Below are 22,913 nucleotides of genomic sequence, written 5' to 3'. Positions count from 1 at the left end.
TGCGGCTTTCACCATCTCCGCCAATGCTAATGCATCCCACCGGATGTTCAATGGATTCAGGCGACCGCAAGCCGGGTTGCCCTGCGGCAATTTGGCATTGAAACACCGCGCCCTCAGCGGCGGGCCTCAAGTTCTTGTTCAGGCCGCCAGCGCCGCCTCCGGCGGCACCTTGGCGCCGGTCATGAAGGCGACCGCGTCGGACATCGTATACTGCTTCGGATCGATGACGCACAGGCGACGGCCGAGCCGATGAATGTGAATGCGGTCCGCCACCTCGAAGACATGCGGCATATTGTGTGAAATCAGCACGATCGGCAGGCCTCGGCGTTTGACGTCGAGTATCAGTTCGAGCACGCGGCGGCTCTCCTTGACGCCGAGCGCGGCCGTCGGCTCATCCATGATGACCATCTTCGAGCCGAAGGCCGCGGCGCGCGCCACCGCCACGCCCTGGCGTTGACCGCCGGAGAGAGTTTCCACCGCCTGGCTGATGTTCTGGATGGTCATCAGGCCAAGTTCGGTCAGCTTGTCGCGGGCGCGCTTTTCCATCGCCGGACGGTCGAGCATGCGCAGCCAGCTGCCAAGAAAGCCCGGCTTGCGGATCTCGCGGCCGAGAAACATGTTGTCGGCGATGGACAGCGCCGGCGACAGCGCCAGGTTCTGGTAGACGGTCTCGATGCCGGCTTCGCGGGCCTCCATCGGCGATTTGAATGCAATAGGCTTGCCTTCAAGCCGGATCTCGCCTTCGTCGGGCACGACCGCGCCGGAAATCGCCTTGATAAGCGACGACTTGCCGGCGCCGTTGTCGCCGATGACAGCAAGGATTTCGCCCGGATAGAGATCGAAATCGGCATTGTCGAGGGCGGTGACGCGACCGTAGCGTTTGACCAGGCTGCGGGCGGTAAGGATCGGTTCCTGAGTCTGGTTCATGCCGAGATCTTCCTGATCCACTGGTCAATACCAACAGCGATGATGATAAGGGCGCCGACAGACAATTGCGTCCATTGGGGATCTGTCCCCCAAAGCCTGAGGCCGAGCGCGAACACCCCGACGATCAGCGCACCGAAGATGGTCCCGAGGATGGAACCGCGGCCGCCGAACAGTGATGTGCCGCCAATCACCACGGCGGTAATCGAATTGATGTTCTCGAACTGCCCGGCCTGCGGCGAGACCGATCCGATGCGTCCGATCAAGGCCCAGCCGGCGATGGCACAAATGATGCCGGTCAGGGTATAGACCGTGACCAGCATCCGGCTGACGCGCACCCCCGACAGTTCCGCGGCTTCCGGGTCGTCGCCGACTGCGTAGACATGCCGGCCCCATGCGGTGTGATTGAGCACGTACCAGGCAATTGCCCCCATGATCAGCACCAACAGCACGCCATAGGTGAAGACTGCGCCGCCGATCCTGAACGAGCCGCCGAAAAACTGCAGCAGCGGTGCCGTCGCCTCGAGATCCTGGCTGCGGATGGTCTCGTTGCCGGAATAGATGAAGTTGATGGCAGCGTAGATCGACCAGGTGCCGAGCGTCACGATGAAGGGCGGCAGTTTCACCCAGGCGATGAGAATGCCGTTGATCAAGCCGCAAATCGCGCCGACAAGCAGCCCGATGGCAACGGCGACCGGCGCTGGAACACCGTAATGCATGGCAAACTGGCCCATAACAACCGAGCTCAGCACCATGATGGCGCCGACTGACAGGTCGATGCCGGCGGTGAGCACGACCAGTGTCTGCGCGATGCCGACCATGCCGGTTATCGCCACCTGCTGGAGGATCAGGGTGAGGGTGAAGGGAGAAAAGAAGCGTCCGCCGACGACGACTGCGAACAGAACCACCGAGATGAGCAGGATGATCAGCGGCACCATGGCCGGGCTTTTATGCAAGCGGTGCTGGATGCTCTCCAACGTCGAGCGGGAATGCGTCTCGAATGATGCGACGCTGGCGTCGCTAGCGGCCAGGACCGTCTCGAATTCCTGCGGTCCCTTGCTCCTGGTTGTTTCGACGCTCAAGTCGGCCTCCCCGCCTGTGATGTGGAGCGGCCGAAACCGCTCCACATTCCCTATTGTTCTTTTGAAGTTGAGCCGATCAGGGGATCAAATCAACCCCAGCACTTGCTGAGGCCTTGCTTCGTGTCGATGGATTCGATGCCGGCGGCAGGCTTGTCGGTGATCAGCGTGACGCCGGTGTTATAGAAGTTCAGACCGGGCGACGGCTCAGGCTTCTTGCCGGTGTCGGCAAAGGTCTTGATCGCCTCGATGCCGAGCGAGGCCATGAGCAATGGATATTGCTGTGAAGTGGCGCCGATCACGCCCTCGGCAACGTTCTTGACACCGGGGCAGCCGCCATCGACCGAGACAATCAGGACGTCCTTCTCCTTGCCGACGGCTTTCAGCGCCTGGTAGGCGCCCGCGGCCGCAGGTTCGTTGATGGTGTAGACGACGTTGATATCCGGATCCTTCTGCAGGCAATTCTCCATGGCAGTATGCCCGCCATCCTCATTGCCGCTCGACAGATCGTGACAGACGTTGCGTGCGTCGGTTTCGTCGCCGATCTTCTTGGGATCGCCGAGGTCGATGCCGAAGCCCTTCATGAAGCCTTGATCACGCTGGACGTCGACGGAGGGCTGGCTGGCGATCAGATCCATGTAGGCAATGTGCGCATCCTTGGCCTTGTCGCCCAAGGTAGCCTTTGCCCAGGAGCCGATAAGCTCGCCGGCCTTGAAATTGTCGGTCGCAAACGTCGCATCCGCGGCATCGGCAGGCTCGAGCTGCGTGTCGAGAGCGATCACCAGCACCCCTGCATCGCGCGCCTTCTTCACCGCCGGCACGATGGCCGCAGTGTCGGTGGCGGTGATCAAAATGCCCTTGGCGCCGTCGGCGATGCAGGATTCGATCGCCGCAACCTGGCCCTCATTGTCACCTTCCGCCTTGCCGGCATAGGCTTTCAGATCGACACCGATTTCCTTGGCTTTCGCGGCGGCACCTTCCTTCATCTTCACGAAGAAGGGATTGGTGTCGGTCTTGGTGATCAAGCAGGCGCCGACCCCGGCGGCCGATGCCGTCGACGCAAACGCCATCAGGCTCAGTCCGGCCGCGGCAAACACGGTGGATTTCAACAGTTTTGACGTGGTCACGATTTTCCTCCCATTGAACCATTTAGGATGCCGGCCAACCGGCATCTGCAGCGCGTCCGACGAAATCTCCCAGTGTCGACGCCGATCTCAAGAGACACCAGTCCGCCAGCACTGTCAATAATTAAATCACTCTTATTTATTATTGACAACGCAGGATTGTTCACTCACTCTAGACCAAAAGCATTGAGGGGAAACGACGGGAGGAACAGGGGTGGAGACCGGCATTACAAGGCACGGCTCGCCCGATGCGGCCGAAAGCCGCCTGCACCGCGGCACCAATCAAAGCGGCATGCGGGACCACAATGAGCGGCTGGTGCTGTCGCTGGTGCGCCAGCACGGCAGCCTGGCCAAATCCGACATCGCACGCATGACTGGCCTCTCGGCGCAGACAGTATCAGTCATCATGCGCGAGCTGGAGGAGGACGACCTGCTCGTTCGCCAGGCGCCGTTGCGCGGCAAGATTGGCCAGCCCTCGATACCCATGGCGCTCAATCCCGACGGCGCCTATTTCATCGGCCTGAAGATCGGCCGGCGCAGCGCCGAGCTCGTGCTGATCGATTTCCTCGGCAATGTGCGCTCGATGCTGCAGCATTCGTACCGCTATCCGGCGCCGCGCGAGACGGTGGAATTCGTTACGAGCGGCATGAAGAAGATGCGCGGCGAGCTCACTCCTGCGCAGGACAAGCGCATCGCCGGGCTTGGCATCGCCATGCCGTTCGAATTGTGGAACTGGGCCGATACCGCCGGCGCGCCGCGTGAAATCATGGACGAATGGCGCCATCGCGACATCCGCGCCGACATCCAGGCGCAATGCGAATTTCCGGTCTACCTGCAAAACGATGCCACCTCGGCCTGCGGCGCCGAGCTCGTGTTCGGCCAGGCGGCGGGTGCGGCGCGCGATTTCGTCTATTTCTACATCGGTGCCTTTGCCGGCGGCGGCATCGTGCTGAACGGCCGGCTGTTTGGCGGCCCAACCGGCAATGCCGGCGCGCTGGGCTCAATGCCAGTGCCCGGGCCTGACGGCAAGCCGACGCAGTTGATCGACGTGGCGTCGATCGCCATGCTGGAAAAGGCGCTCAACGCGCGCGGCGTCGAAGCCTCGCATCTGTGGACATCACCGGGGGACTGGGGCGAGATCGGCGCCGAGCTTGACGACTGGATCGCCAGCGCCTCGCACGCGCTCGCCTATGCCATCGTTGCGGCGTCGTCCGTCATCGATTTCGAAGCCGCGGTGATCGACGGATGGATGCCGCTCGCCGTGCGCAGGCGGCTTGTCGATGCTGTCATCCAGGCCATCGGCAGGATCGACGGCGAAGGCCTGAGGCTGCCGGCCGTTCGCGAGGGAACAGTCGGCATCCATGCGCGGGCGCTGGGTGGCGCCAGCCTGCCGCTGTCTGAGCGCTTCCTCATCGGCTCGACCACGATTTCCCGGAGCTTCTGAGCATGCTGATCGGTATCCCGGCGCTGCTCGGCCCGGAGCTTCTGGCGATGTTGCGCGCCATGGGCCATGGGGACGAGATCGCGCTGGTCGACGGCAACTACCCGGCCGAACAGCAGGCACAGCGGCTGATCCGCGCCGACGGTCATCATCTCGTCCCGGTGCTGGATGCCGTATTGAGCGTGTTGCCTGTCGACGACGCCGTGCCGCAGGCGCTGTTTCGCGCCTCGGCTAAAGGCGATCCCCTGCTCGCCGATCCGGTTCATCATGAGATTGAAGCGATCTGCGCCAGGCATGCGCCGGGCCGCAAGGTGGTTGCGCTTGCCGGCGCCGACTTCTATGCACGGGTCAAGGCCGCGCACGCGATCGTCGCGACGAGCGAGCCGCGGCTTTACGCCAACATCATCATTCGCAAGGGCGTGATCTATCCGCCGGAGAGCAAGACTTCATGATCCTCTGCTGCGGCGAAGCCCTGATCGACATGCTGCCGCGCACCACGACGGAGGGCGAAGCGGCCTTTGCCCCCTATGTCGGCGGTGCCGTCTTCAACTCGGCCATTGCGCTCGGCCGACTCGGCGCGCCGGCCGGCTTCTTCTCCGGCCTGTCGTCGGATCTGTTCGGCGGGCAGTTCAGGGAGGCGCTGGGGGCCAGCAAGGTCAGTTCCACCTATGCGCACACCTCGCCGCGGCCGACCACGCTCGCCTTCGTGCGGCTCACCAACGGCCAGGCGACCTATACATTCTATGACGAGAACACCGCCGGGCGCATGCTGACCATCGAGGACCTGCCGGAGCTCGGCAGCGAGATCGAGGCCATGCTGTTCGGCGCCATCAGCCTGATCTCGGAACCGGCCGGATCGGCCTATGAGGAGTTCATGCGACGTGAGCATGAGCGCCGCGTGATGATGCTCGACCCCAACATCCGGCCAACCTTCATTCCCGACAAGGCCAGGCATCTCAGGCGCATCCGCAACATGATGGCGATGGCCGACATCGTGAAACTGTCGGACGAGGATTTGAACTGGTTCGACGAAGCCGGCTCGCATGAGGACGTCGTCCGCAACTGGCTGGACCGCGGCCCGAAGCTGATCGTCGTCACCCACGGCAGCGAGGGCGCGGTTGGTTACAGCAGCCAGCACCGGGTCACGGTCGTGCTGGACAAGGTCGAGGTGGTCGATACGGTCGGCGCCGGCGACACGTTCAATGCCGGCATCCTTGCCTCCTTGCACGAGCAGGGCCTGCTGTCGAAGACGGCAATCGCCGGCCTGCCGAAAGAAGCCATCCATAAGGCGCTGACGCTCGGCGCCAAGGCTGCGGCGGTGACGGTCTCGCGGGCCGGCGCCAATCCGCCATGGCGGCATGAACTCGCCTGACCGGCTGGCAACCGCCTCACGGACTGCCTGCCGGCGATCACTTTATGTTTCGCCTAACCTGGCGGGCGGGATGCGCAGCCCATATCAAGCATGCCGAAGCCCGGATTTTCCCGCGTTTAAGAGGGCAGATCGGAAACCAGAGGTAACAGGCTGCGACACTTGAGCAATTCAGGGTTTTGCCCTGCGGCTTTCTCGGCCGTGCCAAGTCTGCTACCAGCGGCCGGTTATTTGGCTAAAAACCGTTTGAGGCCGACATGCAGTTCATCGATCTTGGCGCACAGCGCGAACGCATCCGCGACAGGCTGAAGGCGGCAATCGACCGCGTCGTCGACGAAGGTCGTTATATTCTTGGACCGCAGGTCACCGAATTCGAAAACAAGCTCGCCGCCTATATCGGCACCAAGCACGTGGTCGCTTGCGCCAACGGCACCGACGCGCTGCTGTTGCCGCTGTTTGCCGCCGGCATCGGCCCGGGCGACGCGGTATTCGTGCCGAGCTTCACCTTCGCCGCCACGGCCGAAGTGGTGGCGCTGACCAAGGCCGAGCCGGTGTTCGTCGATGTCGATGCTGACAGCTACAATATCGACATCGCCAGCCTCGAGGCGGCAATCGCCATGATCAAGGCGGAGGGGCGGCTGAGGCCGAAGGCAATCATTCCCGTCGACCTGTTCGGCCTCGCCGCCGATTACGAAGCAATCATGGCCATCGCCAATCGCGAAGGCCTGATGGTCATCGAGGATGCGGCGCAGGCGACCGGCGGCTCGGCTGACGGCAAGATGTGCGGCTCGTTCGGCACCGTCGGCTCGACCAGCTTCTATCCGGCAAAACCGCTCGGCTGCTACGGCGACGGCGGTGCGATGTTCACCAATGACGATGCGCTGGCCGAACAGCTGCGCTCGTTCGCCTTTCACGGCAAGGGCGAAACGCAATACGACAATGTCCGCGTCGGCATCAATTCACGGCTCGATACACTGCAGGCGGCGATCCTAATCGAGAAGCTGGCCATCCTCGAGGACGAGATGGTGGCGCGGCAAGCGGTCGCTAATCGCTATGCCGAAGGTCTCGGCGATATAGTCAAGACGGCGCGCAATCTGGGCGGCGGCCGCTCGGCCTGGGCGCAATACGCCATCGAAACGCCGAAGCGCGACGGGCTCAAGGCACATCTCGGTGAAAAGGGCATTCCGTCGGTCATCTACTATGTGAAACCGCTGCACAGCCAGATTGCCTATCGCGATTATCCGCGCACGCCGACCGGCCTTGCCGTTTCGGAAGAGCTGCCGAAGCGCATCCTGTGCCTGCCGATGCATCCCTATCTGAGCGAGGCCGACCAGGACCGGATCATCGAAACGATCCGTAACTATATCGGCTCGAATTCGGCGCACGTGGCGGCGGCATAATTCGAAAGTTGCGGAACATGGTCGCGGATTACATCGACGAGTTCATCATGTTCTGCGCCGGGTTGTGGATGGCTGGCATCGGCTTCGGATTTCTCGCGGACCCGTTCCAAGCTCGCCCCGGCCAGCAAGCATGGTGGACCAACTTTGGAACCCATTTTAAATGGATGGGGCCGCTGTTGGTCCTCATCGCGATAGTGCTCGCGTTCGCGGCACCTTCCTAGATGCGCTCGCGCCAGCAACAGGCTCGCCATTGACGGCATCGCTGATCAACAACGGACCGTTCACCTCAAACTGGGCCGTCGGTACCGATTTCGGGATGCTTTGCTCTGCGCCGAAGCATAGTCTGCACCTGTCTTCCCTCTAGGCTGGCTATTTCATGAAGAAGATTGGTTTCCTCTCGTTCGGGCACTGGACGCCCTCGCCGCAATCGCAGACGCGGACGGCATCCGATGCGCTTTTGCAGTCCGTCGAGCTGGCCGTCGCCGCCGAGGAGCTGGGTGCGGACGGCGCGTATTTCCGCGTGCATCACTTCGCCCGCCAGCTCGCCTCGCCCTTCCCGCTGCTTGCAGCGGTTGGGGCGAAGACCAGCCGAATCGAGATCGGCACGGCGGTGATCGACATGCGTTACGAGAACCCGCTCTACATGGCCGAGGACGCCGGCGCCGCCGATCTGATCGCCGGAGGGCGTCTGCAGCTAGGCATCAGCCGCGGCTCGCCGGAGCAGGTGATCGACGGATGGCGGTACTTCGGCTACGCCCCGCAAGAGGGCGAGAGCGATGCCGACATGGCTCGCAGACACACCGGAGTGCTACTCGAAGTGTTGCTGGGCAAAGGCTTTGCCCAGCCCAACCCGCGGCCGATGTTTCCCAACCCGCCTGGCCTGCTTCGCGTCGAGCCACACTCGGAGGGCCTGCGCGAGCGCATCTGGTGGGGCGCCGCCACAAACGCCACCGCAGAATGGGCGGCGAAACTTGGAATGAACCTGCAGAGTTCCACGCTCAAATTCGATGAAGGCGGAAAGCCGTTTCACATCCAGCAAGCCGAACAGATCAGGGCTTTTCGCGAAGCCTGGAAGGCGGCCGACCACACGCGCGAGCCACGGGTGTCGGTGAGCCGCAGCATTTTTGCGCTGGTCGACGATCGCGACCGCGCCTATTTCGGCGGCAACCAGGGCGGAGATCAGTTCGGCTATATCGAGGCAGACAGGCTTGCCGTGTTCGGCCGCTCCTATGCCGCCGAGCCGGACGTCCTGATCGAGCAGCTAAAGGGCGACGAAGCCATCGCTGAGGCCGATACGCTGCTGCTCACAGTCCCCAACCAGCTCGGTGTCGACTACAATGTCCATGCCATCGAGGCGATCCTGACCCATGTCGCTCCGGGCTTGGGCTGGCGCTGACGACTTTGTTGGGAAGCCACGGCGGTCAATACGATGCTCGCGTTCTAGCGATCTCACGGCTGCTTCCCGTCGGCTCGTTTCAGCATCGCAAATGCGCGACTGATCCGTTGCAGGGCCGTGGCGTTGGCCAGCACCGCGTACAGCGCGAACCCCCCTGCCAGAATCCAGGGCGAAGCCGCGCCCACGGCAGTCGCGACTCCGTCAGCGGCGAGCAGCACGCAAATGAACACCAGACGTTCCATCCGCTCGAAGAAATCCGGCCAACCATGGTTTTCCACAGGGATTTCCAGCGCCGTCCGCGCCTTGGCATAACTGGTGAGAATCCCGCCGGCGAACGCGAACATTGCGATCGCCCACAGATCGGCGACCCAGCCTATTGCCGCAAAGACGGCCAATTCCTGATAACGATCGACGATAGCGTCGAAATAGCCACCGGCCTTGGTGCTCATATTTGTCCGGCGGGCGACCGCACCGTCCAGCGCATCGAAGCTGAAGGCAAACGCCAGGCACAAGCCAAAGGCAAGACTTGAATGGTGATACGCGTAGGCGGCCGAAGACAAAGCCACGAGCACGAGCCCGCTGGCCGTAACCTGGTTCGGCGTCATGCCGATCCCGATCAGCGGAGAGGCGGCCTGCTCCCATAGCGGGTCGATGCGACTTTTCATGAGACCGGCGATCATGGCGGCTCCTCTGATGATGTCGTTTGACGGAGCTTTACCAGCAATTTGCGGGTTTGTTCCACCATCGCCCCGTTTCAGTTGGCCAATGCGGGCCGAGACCGGGCTCCGCAATGTTCTCAACTCGCCGCAAAAGCGATCTCGTTTGGCGAATGTGGCCGGCGGATTAAGGTGCTGCTCGCCAAGCTGACGGCGAAACAGAACTTCCGGTCGCAGCGACAGGTGCCCGACAGCATTTCACGGTTTGGGCGATGCCTTGTGACGGGTGTGCAAATCGAGCGGCGGTCTGGCGGCAACACCCGAAGGATGTGACTATGATTGCTTGCGACCCGTCGGAAGCCGGCCGAAACTCGATGCATAAATTTCTACCCAAGTTCGCCTACCTGCTCGCGACCTCTGTCGGCGTGGGATTATCTCCAACATGGCCGGGCACGGCCGGCGCAATGGTTGGAGTGGCTGTTGCCGCGGCTCTGATACCCGCATCGCCTTGGCTGACGGTGCTTGCCTATGCGGCCCTGTTCGCCGTCGGCGTATGGGCGTCATCGCATGTTATCTTCCATACCGGGACGGAGGACCCGCAAATCGTCGTCATCGATGAGACCTTCGGCGCCGCCGTAACGCTTTCCATGCTGCCGCTCGACCCACTCTGGTGGGCAGCAGGCTTCCTTGCTTTCCGGTTTTTCGACGTCGTCAAGCCTTGGCCCATCCGTATCATGCATGACAAGGTAAGGGGTGGGGCCGGCATCATGCTGGACGACGCGGCCGCGGCTGTCGTCGCTGGGGCGTTGCTGCTCCTGCTGAACGAGTTGATTGATCATTTGCCGTAACGGCGACATTCGGCCTCCAATGCCAAAGGCCAGCACGATGGTCCATGCGAGTTTAGCGACACAAGGGGAGGACCGAAGCGGTTGGCGCGGCCCTACTCGGTGACAACGAGTAGGAAGGAGGCATGACGAGACGGGCAAACGGCTGAACATCGCCGGCATTCCCGGCGACGACATCGGCAAGGAAGTCGTGCCGGAAGACCGGAGGCATCCGCCGCTCACTGATGATGTTCGCACGCCTGCGTGCGGAAACCCAAGCCGTCAAGTATTTCGATCAGCATCTGTACAGGATCAGGCACACCGTGCGTTGACCGCCACGCGACAAACCCGTCCGGCCTGACCAAGGCGGCACCGCCGCTTTCAACCCCGAGCGCGGAAGGCCACCGATGGTCCAAATCAATCAGACCCCCATTGGCACCCAAGGCGTGGCAGGTCAGCGGCATGCGGAGGCGCTGGCTTACGGCGTCAGCGGCCTGACACCATGCGTCGTCGGCGCAGAGGAAAAGAGGGTCGCGATCGCACAAATCGAGACTCGAAATCCGCTGGCCGGCACGCCCGACCGCGAAATGCGGTAAACGCGTGCCAGGGCGGCCCGATAACTCCGTGGATTTTTGGAATGGGTGATCGTCCCGCATGGCTTCCTGAGCCACGACACCGGCAGCGTAGCGTTGGCCAAATACCACGTCGTAATCCTCGACGATCGCGACTGGGGGAGGCAATCGCTTCGACGGATCGTCGAACCATTTCTGAAGGCGGGCGAGCGCTTGCGCCAACGTAGCCTCGATGACCGGCCGGCGCTCCATGTCATAGCTATCCAGCAACGAGGGACCGGCATGCCCGCGTGTTACCATCGCAAGCTTCCAGGCAAGGTTATGGGCGTCGTGGATACCTGAATTGCCACCGAAAGCGCCTGTTGGGGGCATCACATGTGCGGCATCCCCCACAAGAAACGCGCGGCCTCGGCGGAATTGGCGCGCTGTCATCGCGGCCACTTCCCAGGAGCGCGCATCGACAAGCCTAGTCGTGATATCCGACCGGCCCGCACCTCGTATGATCAGTTCCCTGCACCTGGCTTCATCAAAATCCTGGGGTTTCTCGCCCTTTTCGGGAAAGTACTGGAGCGCCAGAAGCCATCGTCCACCCTCCCTGGGCGTGAAGGTCCCGTTGAGGTCCGTCACGAAGCACGACGTGAAACGCTTGCCGCCGATCGTCGGAGGCATGTCCGTGTCAAAGACGACATTTATCCAGTGCTGAAGGCCGCCTGCCCCGCTGCGGCTGATCTCCAGCCTCTCTCGCATCGAGCCGTTCGCACCGTCCGCGACGATCAGATAGTCGGCCGAGATGGCGTCCTTTGCGCCGGTCGCGATATCGCGAATTTCCGCGCGGACGACATTCTCATCCTGTTCGAAAGCCACCAGTTCCGTGCTGAAACGTATGTCTGCACCGTTCCGCTCGGCGTAGCGGCGCAGAATCGGTTCCAGGACGTGCTGATCACACGTCGCCGGTTGCGTGGGGCTGAGGGCACTTGCATCCGGCCACGCCGGTCCGCCCCATTGAATCTCGGGATCGGTGAGATTCCTGGCGCGCGCAATAGCGCCTGCCTGCTGGTCCCCCGTACGATTTGCACGAATCTCCTCCTCGAGGCCGAGGCTTCGAAAGATCTCCATGCTGCGCGGGGAAATGCCGGCAAATTTGTACTGGATTGACGTGTCGGGATGGCGCTCGACGAGGACGCACGGAATGTCGTTGTGAGCCAAAAGGGCGGCCGCCGTCAGACCGTTCAGGCCGCCCCCGACGACGAGAACCGTGGTGTTGGTCATCTCGGATCTCCTCTCATTGATTTGATCACTTAAATATTTTGGTTGATCAAATCATATGATTGGTCCAAATATGTGTCAAGACACGAAGGAGCGTGGAATGGGACCGGGCCAAGATCGCTTGCAGCACGCCACCGAGGCTTGGCGCCTGATGTTTGATTTTCTGATGCGGTCCGCGCCGGACCGGTTGGCGGTCCAGCAGAAATTGGGTCTGACGCCCAACGACTCGCGCGCCCTCTTCACCCTCGACAAAGATGCGGGCAAGCCGATCGGAGCATTGGCCGCTCAATGGCACTGCGACCCTTCGACGGCGACCTGGCTGGTCGACCGGTTGGAGCAGGCGGGGCTCGCCGAACGGGTTCCGTCGCCAAGCGATCGCCGTGTCAAACGTGTCAAGCTTACGGCCAAGGGTGCTGCAACCATTGAGGAATTGACAAGGGAATATCACAAACCCCCTGCGGAGATGCTTGCGCTTCCACGCGCGGACCTGGATCAGCTGATCGGCCTGGTCAGAAAGTTACAGGCTGGCAAGTCCGTGGGTTGATTACATCCCGCGCGGCGTTGCTGCTGCTAAGGAAGATCAATTGGACCGTCCCAATGGCTATCAGTCTGGTTTTGTGCCTCGATCTTCAGCATCACACCTCTTCCAGTCTGCGCACGCGAGCTTTGACCCCATTGCCAATGGCATCTGCGACTTGCGAAGGGAAACCCTTTGGGAGCGATGCACAAACCAGTTCGATTGCCGCTAGCGCCCGTTGGCGCAGCTCGTCAAAGATCGCTGTGACGGGTTTTGGACCAATTCCTGCCTTGGCGGCGGTCTGGATGAAATGGCGCGGCATGACGCTATCGATAAGGTAGTGGCGTGCGTCGCCTATAGCCATCGCCAACTTCATTTTGTTGCGCCTGATCTGTCCCGCATCAAGGCTGGTCTGCGCTGAGATCACATCATATAACGGCGTCATGCGGAACCGGCCGCCGGGAGAAAGGAAGACGCTAAAATTCTTGGCATGTCCATCTGTGGCCCCGAGCAGCCAAAAGGCGACCACGGCCTTCAGAACCGCAGCTTGATCTAGCTCCGGTTGGTCGCTTCCCTTCATCAGACCAAGGATAGCCGGAACCCCAGGCCCGCCATCGGATTCGTATTTCAGCGACGGAGGCACAGACAGAGCCTGGCAGCAGTCTTCCTGGGGCAAGCGCAGGAGACGGTTGTCACTCGTCCATCGGCGATCGAAACGTTCGACTACGAGCACGCGATTGCCTTCGAATTCCTCGATTGCGGCGACGGCGCACGGGAGTCCCAGGGCGGCTGTCATCTTGAGGCAGAAAAATTCGTTTTCAACACTGAAGGAAAGGTCGATGCCATTTGGCAAGCGTCCAATCTGTGGCTTGAGGATGTGCGTTGTAGCAGTCGTCGCCAGCGGCTTGTACCAACGTCCTTTCCAGAACAAGAGCGCAGTCTTTTCCTGAGCGCCAGCGATCGAGATCCGGAAATCTTCATCCTCGCCCAGCCCGAGGGGGGCCGATGCCAGATCGCGGACGAGACGAGCAATCTCGATATCGTCAACGGGTTTGCCGTCGACAATACCGGCGGGGCCCGGCTCGACATCATCCGGCAGGAATTGCAGTGCGCCGACACAATCCCGTCCGACAGCGGCAAGCAAGTCGTAGGCGTCTATCCCTCGGGCATGAACACGCTCAGCCATACGGCGGCGAATCGGGATGCTGTCGGGCAGGAGATTGTCGAACACGGCAATGACGGGTGCACCGATATAGCGATCTTCACGTAGGGGCAGAGATAGCGAGACTGGTAGCGCATGCTCCCAGGCAAGCCAGGACGGATCATACTGAAAATCGATCGCGCCGCTGGATTGTCTATTCAGCCGCCCGACGAGACGGCTGTTCAAGAAGACGTTGAGCGGGAGGTGCCGCCGCGGACGAGCCATCAAAAGACGTCCTCGATCTCGGTCGACTTTGCTCTGGTCCGAGAGCGGACAACCAATTCAAGGTCGAGCGCTGCGAGAATGTCGCAAAGCGTTCCGAGCTGTGTCCCGGGCGCACCATTCTCGACGGCCGAGATGGTCGCTTGGCGTAGCATCGTGTGCTCCCCGACAGTGGCCTGGTTCAGGCCGAGCTTGCGGCGCCGCCGGCGGATGGCATCTCCGAGTTGCTTAGGCGTTCGGGCGATTTGGTCCACAGCGTACCTCTCCAGCTATGAGATATACGCTCAGAAGATAGATTTCAATATGCGCTAGAGCGAATAAATTGGAAGATGCGCTCCACCGTATAACCCGCCTCCCTCCCGCGTGGCCCTCACAGCCATGCCTCGATTTTCAGCTAGGCTGCTGGCCGCAGGCCAAAGCAATGCGAGGATCCATGCGGGAAGTCCTCCGAACGTCTCTCCATTACGCGCAATGCTCGAGGCAAAATTAGGCCTATTGGGTCGGCAGTGGATCGATTGTTCACACAGATCGTGCGGCACTCACCCAATCGAGGCGTGCGGCAGGTACAAGGCCGTAATTGTAGAAATTGATGCCATCGACGCCCGCCGCCAGCGCCGGTTTCACTTTGGCGGCGAGAATGTCCGGGCCTGCCATTTCCGGATGGAACAGCCGGTAACCGGTCCCAAGGAATTTCTCTGCTCCGAGCGTGGCACGGCCAGTGGCCATCAGATCTGCGACATCGCTGGCCTGCATATCGTAGGCGCACAGGATCGCGCCGTCGCAAGCCTGGCCGAGAGCCGCCAGATCGCAGCCGCCCAACCAGCCGTCCTTCAGGTCAATGATGAGGACACGTGTGCCCGGATCGGCAACGTCGCGCAGCTCGGCAACCAAGCTGGTCACCGGCTCGAACCGCCACAGCAGAAAGTCGTATAATTCTGGCCAGGGCTGGAAGGTATCGAAGCTACCGTTCGGAAAGTCCGGAAAACGCGGTGCCGGAACGGCACGATCACAGGTCTCGACGATCCACCCTCTGACCAGTTTGCGCGCCGCCTCGCCGTCAATGCCGGCACAAGCGGCGCGGGCGAGGCAGGACGGGCAAAAGCACAGCGACAGAAGGAAGTCATCTTCCGCGGTCAGCCCGACACCGTCTTTCTCGTGATGATATTCGTGGGCGAAGCTCATGAATGACGGGCTTTCGAGCTCGATTCTGTCCGGCTTGTAGGTGTGCGTAACGTCGGCGACCAGCGCGCGAACATAGGCGCGCGCATCCGGATGCGAGGGACAAAGGTTGTAATAATTGGGATCGCCGAAGGCATTTCGGGTAACCACCTGCGGATAAAGCATGCCGGCGCGGGTGTTGTGCAGGCACACCGTCCAGCACGAAACACCGAGCCCATTGGCGTCTCGTCTGCGGACGAGCTCGCCAAGCACGTCGCCTCCCTGCGAGATCACGTCCGCCACCTTGGGCTGAATTGCGAGGTCGGCCCATCGCGCGGCGGTTGGCTTGAAGTAGATCGTGCCGTCCTCCGGGAAATAGGCTTTGCGGCGCGGGCTGCGCGGCTGAAGGAAGCGTCCCGCATGATACGAGGCAGCAAGGCTGATCATGTTGAGTCCCGCGCGTTCGACCAGATCGCGTTCGACCATCTCGAAACCGAGATCCTGGACATCCCAGGGGTAGGTCCACATGGAAAGCTGCATAAGATATCCTCAGTTCTCCAGAGTGGCGCAGCAGCTAGACGCCGTGCGGTTTCCCCTTAGGTTTCTACGGGTTCGGCGACTTGCATGAGGCAGTCTCCTGCCTCGCACATTGTATGCAGCCGCCGCGAAAGCACGATGCCGTTTTCGGCAAAATGCAAGGCTTCCTCGGCAAGATCGAGCCTTTCGAGATCGTGATACCAGCCAGCCAATTGTCCGGCGTTCACGCTGTCGCCAACCCTCACGGCGGGTTCAAACCAGCCGCGGCGGGCGGCGTAGAGGCCTTGGCTATGCCGCGAAAGCGAAAGCAGTCGCGTCGGCATCGAATGCATTGACTCCGCGCCAACAACTGGCCCGTCGACCAGGCCTAGTGCAATCAGCAGATTGTCGATCGCGCGAGCGGTGATCGCCATCGTGTCGACCGTGGCGGTGCCGCCGCCCCCGAACTCACCGCTGACGCCGATGGCGCCGGCACGGCGCGCTGCACCCATGGAGGTCGGCGAGGCCTGGCCATTGTCGGCCACGAACCCATAGGGCATGCAGAGCGCCCGCATCAGCTCCACCCCGCGCCTGTGGCGCTCGGGATCGGCATTGCGCTCGACGAGTGCAGTCGGCAGATGTTCCATCGAAGTGCCCCCCGAATGGATGTCGAAGACGATGTCGTGTCGGGGGAACAGGTCTGTCTCGAGAAAGTTGGCGAGCCGGCTTGTCGGCGTGCCCGACGGATCTCCGGGAAAGGCGCGATTGAGATTGCCGCCATCGAGCGGCGAGCAGCGTTTGGCGGCCATCACCGCCGGCACATTGGCCATCGGCAGGATGGTGACGCGGCCCCTGACTCGCGCTGGATCGAGCCGGCGGACCAGCTTTGCCAAGCACAGCTCGCCTTCATATTCATCGCCGTGATTACCGGCCATAAGAAGCAGCGACGGACCCTCACCATTGCGCATGAGGCAGATCGGGACCTTGATTTGGAAATATGGCGAACGGTCTATCGAGAACGGGATGCTCAGATGGCTGAGCGTCTTGCCGTCCCGATCGAAATCGAGCGAATGGCTGATGCCGGTGTGCATGGCGGCGGTTCACACAGCCGCGACGGCGGTGACCTCAATGCGGAGGTCAGGATCAGCGAGACGCGCCTCGACGCAGGCACGCGCCGGCAGACGGGCGGAATCCACCCAGGCATCGTAGATACTGTTCATGGCGTCGAAATCGCCAATCTGCGGCAGGAAGATGTTGACCGCCACGAGCTTCGACTTGCTGCTGCCGGCCTCGACCAGGAGCGCCTCGATCTTGGAGAGTACCTCGCTCGTCTGACCCTTGATGCCGGCCTTGCGATCGTCTGCGACCTGGCCCGCTATGTGCACGAGGCCGCCATAGACGACCGCCTGCGACATGCGGGAGCCGGATTGGAAGTACTTGATCATATCGGATCCTTTCGTTCTTTTTTGGAAAGCGCGACGATGGTCAGCCGAAATAGGTGGGAAAGGCGTGGCTGACATACCCGGCCGCGTCGACGCCGAAGATCACGCGATAGCGATCAAGGCAGGTGCAGGGATGGGAGATGCCGAATTCAACGGTGTCGCCGACGGCAATGTCGTCGCCCGACGCAATTGTCAGGAAGGCGTGCTGGTCGTTGAGCTTGAAGACCTCGGCACGCGCTATCGGCAGCTGCTTGCCGGCACGAAAGATGGTCAGGACCATTGGAAAGCCCTGGTCGAACGACACGTCGCGCATGCCCATGCCGCAGATCGCAAGGCCGGGCTCCGGCCGCGACAGTACCTCGGCCCATAGGCGCAAAGCCGGACGGAACGAATTTCGTGCGGACGCATTGAAGCCGCCGACTGCAAAACCCTCGCGGGCGTCGAGTGTGCCGAGCGAGCGGTCGTAGACGCCATGGTCGTGGAAGAAGATGGCGCCGCTGCGCAGCACCAGCGTCGCGCTGCTGTCCCTAGAAACGAGAGGCGAAAGCGCTGCGACCACTTTGTCGAAGTAGACCGAGCCGCCTGCCGTGACAATCAGCGGGGTGTCGCCGCCGACGCGGGCGCGGAGCCGCAGGAACATGTCGGCTGTCATTGTCAGCAGGGCGGATATCGCCTCATCGGTGCGGTCAGGATCGGGCTGCGCCGCGGCACCTTCATAGGTTGCGACGCCGGCGATCAGCAGCCGGCCGCCGGCTGCTACAATCGCGTCGGCAATCGCCTCGGCTTCGCCGGTGGTCCGGGCGCCTGCCCTGCCCGCACCAAGTTCGACGAGCACGCGCAATGGCGGCAGCGTCGCATTGGCCCGCCAGGCTTCGGCAAGCGCATTCACGGCGGCGATCGAGTCGGCGAAAACGTAGAACTCAGCGCTTGGCCAGGCGCTGACAAGAACCGCAAGCCGGTTCGCGCCACCTGGTCCGCCGACCTCATTGGCGATGATCAGCCGACAGAGTCCGGCTCTGAGCATCACCGTGGCCTGCCTTATGTCGGCGACGGTCGTGCCCCATGCTCCGGCCTCGATCAGGGACCGGGCAAGATCAGGCGCCATCGGGGTCTTGGCATGCGGAGCGATCACGGCGCCCTGCTCTCGCGCATAGCGCAGGAACAGGTCACGATTGGCGATGAAGGCCCCCTCGTCGACGGTCAACACCGGCAACGACATACGCCCATCCGCTGGATGCCAGCGCTCAGATGCGACAAGGCTGCTGTCCAAGCCGAGGGTGCCAGGCGGCACGCCGCGGATACGGTCATCGAGCAGGAAATTTTCTCGGGTCGCCAGCGACAGTACGGGTGAGCTTTCGGTCATCCGATGCTAGTCCTTCCGTTACAGGATGAAGTCCGGATCGATTTCCGATTCCGGCCACACCATGAGAGAGATGCGTGCCAACTCCTTACCGCGGACCGATCATCGATGCCCACCATCACCTTTGGGATCTCGGCCTCAGCCGGCACCCCTGGCTCGCCACAACGGCTGGCGAACGCGGCGGTCTGGGGGAGCTTGGCCGCTTGCGGCGAAACTACCTTCCTGAAGATTATTTGCGCGACGCCGGCCGGCACAATGTCGTCGCAACCGTCCATGTCGAAGCCGGCTGGACCGGGGATGACTGCGTCGGCGAAACGCGGTGGCTTGAAACGCTCGACAAGTCGCGCGGCGTGGCCGCCCGTTATGTTGTTCACATACCGCTGGCGAGCCGCCAAGCGCCGGCGCTGGTCGAGGCGCAGGCGGCATTCGACCGTGTCGTCGGTGTGCGCGACATACTGAGCTGGGATCCGGATCCTGCCCGCCGTTTTGCTGCCCGTGACGGCATCATGGACGATCAGGCCTGGCGTGCCGGCCTGTCCCTGCTTGGGCGCCACCGGCTGGTTTTCGACCTGATGGTGTTTCCGCGCCAGCTCCCCGGTGCGGCGCGCCTCGCAGCGGCCTTTCCGGACCAACTCTTTGTTCTCAACCACTGCGGCAGCCCGATCGATCGCGATGCAGACGGGATGCGGGTGTGGCGCGAAGGGCTGCGGCTTTTGTCGGAGTGCGACAACGCTGCCATCAAGATATCGGATCTGGTCGCCTACGATCATGATTGGACACTCGACAGCCTGAAGCCGGTTGTCATGCATTGCATCGACTGTTTCGGTACGCAGCGAGCGATGTTCGGCAGTGACTTCCCAGTCGCCGGCCTGCATGCGTCATTCGATGCAGTATATGACAGCTTCAAAGCCATTGCAGGAGAGCTTTCCGCGGACGAGCAAACGGCGCTGTTCTTCGGCAACGCAAGGCGTATCTACCGGCTGCACGATATTTCATCGGCGGGCCTGCTCCCTGCCTGAGAGAAGCAGCAGCCCCAGAATCAGCGACCCGAACAGGATACTGCGCCAGCCGGGCGATGCGTTGACGACGGTGATCAGCGCCGTGATCGTGACCAGCAGGATCGCGCCGGGGATAGTACCGGCATAGGTGCCGAGCCCGCCCAGTATCGAGGTGCCGCCGAGCACCACGGCGGCAATCGACGCGAGGAGATAGGGATCTCCGATCCCGACATAGCCTTGGCCGTTCATGCCGAGGACCAACACACCGGCAAGTCCCGAACAGAAGCCGCTGATGCCGTAGACGGCGAGCGTGGTCGAGGCGACGGAAACTCCGGACAGCGCCGCGGCAAGCGGATTGGCGCCCATCGCGAAAATCCGGGCGCCGAGGGATGTCGCATGCATCGTGGTCAGAACGATCACGGAAATGACCACCCACAAAAGCACGCCTGCCGGAATACCGGCTGGCCGCGCATTGCCGAGCCAGCTGACCAGCGGGTTCTCGGCGGTCACGGCGCTGCCGCCGGCGATGATGATCAGGAGGCCCTGCAGGAATGTCGCCATCGCCAGTGTCATGATCATTGGATGAACGCGCAACAGCGCCACGCCCAGCCCGTTTACGAGACCTATCGCGGTCGTCAACGCAAGTACTGCAAGAACGGCTGTGAGCCCGGTCGGATCCGCCTGCAATGAGAGCAGCGGGAGGCTGACGGCACTGACCGTGACGATCGCCGCGACGGAAAGGTCAATGCCGCCGGCAATCACCACGAAGGTCTGGCCCGCCGCGACCAGGCCGATCACCGCGCCCAACTCGACCAAATAGCGCAAATGACCATAAGCGCCGAAGCCACGTGAAGCGAAGCTCGCCGCGATCCACACCGCGGCAACGATAGCGACCGTGAGGAAGGGCCGGCTGCGCAGGATCGTCAACGCCCGCCCGCCGCGCGCGCTCTCTTTCCGTGCTGTCATTGCTGCACCTTGCGGAATTGCGGGATGGCGACCGCCCCGATGATGATGAGGCCTTGGGCGACATACTGAGCAACTGGCGTGAAGCCGAGGAAGAACATGACACTGATCATCAGGCTGAGCAGCAGGCTGCCGGCAAGCGCGCCGCGCATCGTGCCCTGGCCGCCGAGGAAGCCGATTCCGCCGAGCACCGCGGCGGCAATGGAATTCAGCGTGAAGGCTGTGCCTATGACCGGGTCGCCCGAACCCGTTTGCGCGGCGACGAACAGGCCGGCGCCTGTGCAAAGCAGACCGCTGATCGCATAGGCCGCGATCCGCGCGCCGTCGACCGGCACGCCGGAGCGATAGGCGCCGACCGGATTCTCACCGGCGGCATAGAGGCTCAACCCAAGCGGGGTGGCGAGATAGAGTTTCCACAAAAGCACGACGAGCACCAGCAACACGAATGCCGCCGGCGTGTTGCCGGCAAGCAGGTCCGACAGCCACTCCGGAATGGCGCCGCCCGGCCTCGGCAGGATGAGCAACGCAGCACCGCCGATGATGAAGGAGCCGGCGAGCGTCACCACGATGGCCGGCAACCGAAGTTTCACGACGATGAACCCCGTCGCGGCACCGATGCCGATACCGGTCAGCGCCACCACGGCGGTGCCGCCGGCTACGCCCAGCGGCCCGATCATCGTCGTCGCGGCGATTACCGCGCCGAGACTGACCATTGCGCCGATTGCCAAGCTGATGCCGCCGGTGAGCATGAGGATCGCCTGGGCCATCGCGACCAGCGCCAGCGGAAACCAGCTCTGGGTGAATTTGGCGAAGCCGGACGCCGTCAAGAGGCCGGGGAACAACACGCCGTAGGCAACGAGGAACGCCAGAACCACGGCAAACAGGCTGCGCACGCCAACATTTCGGCGCAGCTGAACTCGCCAGTAGAGGGCGCCGGCTTGGCTTGAGGATACAACCGTGCTCATGCCGCAACTTTCTGCTGTTCGGCGCCCATTGCGGCGGAGACGATGACTTCCTCGCTCAGTGCCTCGCGCTCGAGCATGGCCTTGATGCGACCTTCTCGGACCACGGCGACGCGGTCGCAAAGGTGCACCAGTTCGGGTGTGTCGGAACTGAGCAGGACGATCGCCTTGCCGGCGGCAGCGAGATTGCGAAGCATCATGTAGATCTCACGCTTGGTCTCGACATCGACGCCGCGCGTCGGATCGTTGAGGAGAAGCACAAGCGGATCGTGTGGCATCCATTTCGCCAGCGCGACTTTCTGCTGGTTGCCACCTGAGAGTGCCTGCGCCGGGCGATCGAGGTCGCCCTTGATGGCAAGCTGGGCGGCGAGTCCCCTCGCCAAATCGCGCTCGGCACGCCGGCTGCGCAGCTTCAACGCCGGCAGCCTTGCGAAGGCTGGTAGCATCATGTTGGTGATGATGGGATGGATCAAGTGCAGGCCTTCGCGCTTGCGGTCGGCCGGGACATAGGCGAGGCCGAGCGCATTGGCTTTCGGCACGCCGCCCGGCAGACCCGAAGCAGCGTTTACGGTCGCGGATGCCGACCTAGCCGGGATCGCGCCGTAGAGGCCAAGCAGCAGATCTTCCTGCCCCTGCCCGACCAGGCCGCCGATCCCAAGCACCTCGCCTGTCCTGATGTCGAGATCGACGTCGCGCATCAGGCCGGCCGAAAAATTACGAACCGAGATGGCGTTGGCTGGCGATGGCGAAGGCTGCCATCGTGGAAAGAGATCGCCGGGGTCGCGGCCGACCATCAGCCGCACCAGCCCGGCGGCATCAGTTTCTTCCAGCGAGCGGTCCGCCGTGCAGGCGCCGTCCTTCAGTACGGTGACATGCTGGCACAGTGTCATCACTTCGTTCAGCCGGTGTGAGATGTAGAGAATGGCGATGCCCTCGGCCCGAAGCCTTTCCAGCAAGTCCGTGAGGGTTTTTGTCTCGGTTGCCGATAGCGATGAGGTGGGTTCGTCGAGAATGAGCACGCGCGGCCGCCGGTAGAGCGCCTTGGCGATCTCCACCATCTGACGCCGGCCGAGTGACAGATGCCCCACCGGCGTAGACAGCGGTTCGCGAAGGCCGACAAGATCACATGCGGCCCTGGCCCGTGCGGCAAGTTCCGTGTAATCGACCAAGCCGAATCTCTTGGGATAGGCGCCGAGCCCGATATTTTCGGCGATCGAGAGGCTGGCCGTCAGGCTGAGTTCCTGTTGGACAACGGCGATCCCGGCATGCCGCGCATGAGCGGGGCTCATGCGCGATACCGGGCGTCCATCAACCTCGATCGCCCCGCCGTCCGGGCGCAGGGCGCCGGACAAAAGGTTGATCAGCGTCGACTTCCCCGCGCCGTTCTCGCCGAGCAGCGCATGCACGCGGCCCGGCTGCAGAGCGATGGAAACGTTGCGCAGGACGGGGTTGCCGAAGAAGGACTTCGACACCCCCCGCGCGGCGAGAAGCGTAGCCGTGGTTGTCAATGTTGCAACCCTTCA

General features: G+C 62.5%; 23 protein-coding genes. 9 read left to right on the top strand and 14 right to left on the bottom strand.

What is annotated here, in order from left to right; all coding sequences use genetic code 11:
- Positions 1–138: 138 nt before the first annotated feature.
- From NKG95_RS18560 to NKG95_RS18550, 3 genes are all read right to left on the bottom strand, one after another.
- A complete protein-coding gene (locus NKG95_RS18560) occupies positions 139–927 on the bottom strand; it encodes an ATP-binding cassette domain-containing protein (RefSeq protein ID WP_023718451.1) in 789 nt (262 codons plus the stop codon).
- A complete protein-coding gene (locus NKG95_RS18555; protein WP_023718452.1) occupies positions 924–2,006 on the bottom strand; it encodes an ABC transporter permease in 1,083 nt (360 codons plus the stop codon). Before NKG95_RS18555 ends, NKG95_RS18560 begins: the two co-directional genes overlap by 4 nt.
- Positions 2,007–2,095: 89 nt before the next feature.
- The gene (locus NKG95_RS18550) at positions 2,096–3,112 is read right to left on the bottom strand and encodes a sugar ABC transporter substrate-binding protein (RefSeq protein ID WP_023718453.1); all 1,017 of its coding nucleotides are present in this window, start codon (positions 3,110–3,112) and stop codon (positions 2,096–2,098) included.
- Positions 3,113–3,341: 229 nt separating this feature from the next.
- On the opposite strand from NKG95_RS18550, the gene NKG95_RS18545 reads away from it, so the two are divergent.
- From NKG95_RS18545 to NKG95_RS18520, 6 genes are all read left to right on the top strand, one after another.
- Positions 3,342–4,571, top strand: a complete 1,230-nt coding sequence (locus NKG95_RS18545) for an ROK family transcriptional regulator (protein WP_023718454.1) — start codon at positions 3,342–3,344, stop codon at positions 4,569–4,571.
- A 2-nt stretch (positions 4,572–4,573) separates the two neighbouring features.
- Entirely contained in the window at positions 4,574–5,020 is a 447-nt protein-coding gene (locus NKG95_RS18540) for an RbsD/FucU family protein (RefSeq protein WP_023718455.1), read from the top strand.
- On the top strand, positions 5,017–5,940 hold the full coding sequence (locus NKG95_RS18535; protein ID WP_353041827.1) for a carbohydrate kinase family protein: 924 nt from the start codon (positions 5,017–5,019) through the stop codon (positions 5,938–5,940). Before NKG95_RS18540 ends, NKG95_RS18535 begins: the two co-directional genes overlap by 4 nt.
- Before the next feature lie 254 nt (positions 5,941–6,194).
- Positions 6,195–7,337, top strand: coding sequence for a DegT/DnrJ/EryC1/StrS family aminotransferase (locus NKG95_RS18530; RefSeq protein ID WP_023718457.1), 1,143 nt, complete (start codon positions 6,195–6,197; stop codon positions 7,335–7,337).
- A 17-nt stretch (positions 7,338–7,354) separates the two neighbouring features.
- The gene (locus NKG95_RS18525; RefSeq protein WP_353041826.1) at positions 7,355–7,558 is read left to right on the top strand and encodes a hypothetical protein; all 204 of its coding nucleotides are present in this window, start codon (positions 7,355–7,357) and stop codon (positions 7,556–7,558) included.
- Between the two features lie 155 nt (positions 7,559–7,713).
- Positions 7,714–8,733, top strand: coding sequence for an LLM class flavin-dependent oxidoreductase (locus tag NKG95_RS18520; protein ID WP_352856819.1), 1,020 nt, complete (start codon positions 7,714–7,716; stop codon positions 8,731–8,733).
- A 53-nt stretch (positions 8,734–8,786) separates the two neighbouring features.
- On the opposite strand, the gene NKG95_RS18515 is transcribed toward NKG95_RS18520, so the two are convergent.
- Positions 8,787–9,413 (bottom strand): CDP-alcohol phosphatidyltransferase family protein, encoded by a 627-nt coding sequence (locus NKG95_RS18515; RefSeq protein ID WP_352549180.1) that lies wholly within the window; start codon positions 9,411–9,413, stop codon positions 8,787–8,789.
- A gap of 350 nt (positions 9,414–9,763) precedes the next feature.
- On the opposite strand from NKG95_RS18515, the gene NKG95_RS18510 reads away from it, so the two are divergent.
- Positions 9,764–10,237: a phosphatidylglycerophosphatase A family protein gene (locus NKG95_RS18510; RefSeq protein WP_352483659.1), complete on the top strand. Its 474-nt coding sequence runs from the start codon at positions 9,764–9,766 to the stop codon at positions 10,235–10,237.
- Between the two features lie 215 nt (positions 10,238–10,452).
- On the opposite strand, the gene NKG95_RS18505 is transcribed toward NKG95_RS18510, so the two are convergent.
- A complete protein-coding gene (locus tag NKG95_RS18505) occupies positions 10,453–12,054 on the bottom strand; it encodes an FAD-dependent monooxygenase (RefSeq protein ID WP_353041824.1) in 1,602 nt (533 codons plus the stop codon).
- Positions 12,055–12,151: 97 nt separating this feature from the next.
- On the opposite strand from NKG95_RS18505, the gene NKG95_RS18500 reads away from it, so the two are divergent.
- Positions 12,152–12,595: a MarR family winged helix-turn-helix transcriptional regulator gene (locus NKG95_RS18500; RefSeq protein ID WP_353023450.1), complete on the top strand. Its 444-nt coding sequence runs from the start codon at positions 12,152–12,154 to the stop codon at positions 12,593–12,595.
- A gap of 91 nt (positions 12,596–12,686) precedes the next feature.
- Here NKG95_RS18500 and NKG95_RS18495 read toward each other — a convergent pair whose 3' ends face one another.
- From NKG95_RS18495 to NKG95_RS18470, 6 genes are all read right to left on the bottom strand, one after another.
- A complete protein-coding gene (locus tag NKG95_RS18495; RefSeq protein ID WP_023718463.1) occupies positions 12,687–13,994 on the bottom strand; it encodes a type II toxin-antitoxin system HipA family toxin in 1,308 nt (435 codons plus the stop codon).
- On the bottom strand, positions 13,994–14,245 hold the full coding sequence (locus NKG95_RS18490; RefSeq protein ID WP_023718464.1) for a helix-turn-helix domain-containing protein: 252 nt from the start codon (positions 14,243–14,245) through the stop codon (positions 13,994–13,996). Before NKG95_RS18490 ends, NKG95_RS18495 begins: the two co-directional genes overlap by 1 nt.
- A gap of 265 nt (positions 14,246–14,510) precedes the next feature.
- On the bottom strand, positions 14,511–15,689 hold the full coding sequence (locus tag NKG95_RS18485) for a hypothetical protein (protein ID WP_023718465.1): 1,179 nt from the start codon (positions 15,687–15,689) through the stop codon (positions 14,511–14,513).
- A 56-nt stretch (positions 15,690–15,745) separates the two neighbouring features.
- Positions 15,746–16,756, bottom strand: a complete 1,011-nt coding sequence (locus tag NKG95_RS18480; protein ID WP_023718466.1) for a succinylglutamate desuccinylase/aspartoacylase family protein — start codon at positions 16,754–16,756, stop codon at positions 15,746–15,748.
- A gap of 9 nt (positions 16,757–16,765) precedes the next feature.
- The gene (locus NKG95_RS18475; RefSeq protein ID WP_353023446.1) at positions 16,766–17,110 is read right to left on the bottom strand and encodes a RidA family protein; all 345 of its coding nucleotides are present in this window, start codon (positions 17,108–17,110) and stop codon (positions 16,766–16,768) included.
- A gap of 40 nt (positions 17,111–17,150) precedes the next feature.
- Positions 17,151–18,470: an alanine racemase gene (locus tag NKG95_RS18470; RefSeq protein ID WP_352717066.1), complete on the bottom strand. Its 1,320-nt coding sequence runs from the start codon at positions 18,468–18,470 to the stop codon at positions 17,151–17,153.
- Between the two features lie 74 nt (positions 18,471–18,544).
- Here NKG95_RS18470 and NKG95_RS18465 point away from each other — a divergent pair, with 74 nt between their 5' ends.
- A complete protein-coding gene (locus tag NKG95_RS18465; RefSeq protein WP_352790942.1) occupies positions 18,545–19,486 on the top strand; it encodes an amidohydrolase family protein in 942 nt (313 codons plus the stop codon).
- Here NKG95_RS18465 and NKG95_RS18460 read toward each other — a convergent pair.
- Genes NKG95_RS18460 through NKG95_RS18450 form a run of 3 tightly spaced genes read right to left on the bottom strand, consistent with a single transcriptional unit; the run spans position 19,460 to position 22,898 of the window.
- On the bottom strand, positions 19,460–20,431 hold the full coding sequence (locus tag NKG95_RS18460) for an ABC transporter permease (RefSeq protein ID WP_156948048.1): 972 nt from the start codon (positions 20,429–20,431) through the stop codon (positions 19,460–19,462). The genes NKG95_RS18465 and NKG95_RS18460 overlap by 27 nt on opposite strands.
- Entirely contained in the window at positions 20,428–21,393 is a 966-nt protein-coding gene (locus NKG95_RS18455; protein WP_023718471.1) for an ABC transporter permease, read from the bottom strand. Before NKG95_RS18455 ends, NKG95_RS18460 begins: the two co-directional genes overlap by 4 nt.
- A complete protein-coding gene (locus NKG95_RS18450; RefSeq protein WP_023718472.1) occupies positions 21,390–22,898 on the bottom strand; it encodes a sugar ABC transporter ATP-binding protein in 1,509 nt (502 codons plus the stop codon). The genes NKG95_RS18455 and NKG95_RS18450 overlap by 4 nt, the downstream gene beginning before the upstream one ends.
- Positions 22,899–22,913: the final 15 nt, after the last annotated feature.

Origin of the sequence: Mesorhizobium sp. M1423 (assembly GCF_040317575.1) — a bacterium.
Lineage (GTDB): Bacteria > Pseudomonadota > Alphaproteobacteria > Rhizobiales > Rhizobiaceae > Mesorhizobium.
Note: the sequence above shows the minus strand (reverse complement) of the source record. Positions and strands in the feature narration are given on the sequence as shown.

Excerpts from the sequence above, each read along its gene's own strand:
- NKG95_RS18495 (WP_023718463.1), bottom strand. The coding sequence starts at position 13,994 with ATGGCTCGTCCGCGGCGGCACCTCCCGCTCAACGTCTTCTTGAACAGC.
- NKG95_RS18485 (WP_023718465.1), bottom strand. The coding sequence starts at position 15,689 with ATGCAGCTTTCCATGTGGACCTACCCCTGGGATGTCCAGGATCTCGGT.
- NKG95_RS18460 (WP_156948048.1), bottom strand. The coding sequence starts at position 20,431 with ATGACAGCACGGAAAGAGAGCGCGCGCGGCGGGCGGGCGTTGACGATC.
- NKG95_RS18510 (WP_352483659.1), top strand. The coding sequence starts at position 9,764 with ATGCATAAATTTCTACCCAAGTTCGCCTACCTGCTCGCGACCTCTGTC.
- NKG95_RS18530 (WP_023718457.1), top strand. The coding sequence starts at position 6,195 with ATGCAGTTCATCGATCTTGGCGCACAGCGCGAACGCATCCGCGACAGG.
- NKG95_RS18470 (WP_352717066.1), bottom strand. The coding sequence starts at position 18,470 with ATGACCGAAAGCTCACCCGTACTGTCGCTGGCGACCCGAGAAAATTTC.
- NKG95_RS18480 (WP_023718466.1), bottom strand. The coding sequence starts at position 16,756 with ATGCACACCGGCATCAGCCATTCGCTCGATTTCGATCGGGACGGCAAG.
- NKG95_RS18455 (WP_023718471.1), bottom strand. The coding sequence starts at position 21,393 with ATGAGCACGGTTGTATCCTCAAGCCAAGCCGGCGCCCTCTACTGGCGA.
- NKG95_RS18475 (WP_353023446.1), bottom strand. The coding sequence starts at position 17,110 with ATGATCAAGTACTTCCAATCCGGCTCCCGCATGTCGCAGGCGGTCGTC.
- NKG95_RS18525 (WP_353041826.1), top strand. The coding sequence starts at position 7,355 with ATGGTCGCGGATTACATCGACGAGTTCATCATGTTCTGCGCCGGGTTG.
- NKG95_RS18520 (WP_352856819.1), top strand. The coding sequence starts at position 7,714 with ATGAAGAAGATTGGTTTCCTCTCGTTCGGGCACTGGACGCCCTCGCCG.
- NKG95_RS18535 (WP_353041827.1), top strand. The coding sequence starts at position 5,017 with ATGATCCTCTGCTGCGGCGAAGCCCTGATCGACATGCTGCCGCGCACC.
- NKG95_RS18505 (WP_353041824.1), bottom strand. The coding sequence starts at position 12,054 with ATGACCAACACCACGGTTCTCGTCGTCGGGGGCGGCCTGAACGGTCTG.
- NKG95_RS18515 (WP_352549180.1), bottom strand. The coding sequence starts at position 9,413 with ATGATCGCCGGTCTCATGAAAAGTCGCATCGACCCGCTATGGGAGCAG.
- NKG95_RS18560 (WP_023718451.1), bottom strand. The coding sequence starts at position 927 with ATGAACCAGACTCAGGAACCGATCCTTACCGCCCGCAGCCTGGTCAAA.
- NKG95_RS18500 (WP_353023450.1), top strand. The coding sequence starts at position 12,152 with ATGGGACCGGGCCAAGATCGCTTGCAGCACGCCACCGAGGCTTGGCGC.
- NKG95_RS18540 (WP_023718455.1), top strand. The coding sequence starts at position 4,574 with ATGCTGATCGGTATCCCGGCGCTGCTCGGCCCGGAGCTTCTGGCGATG.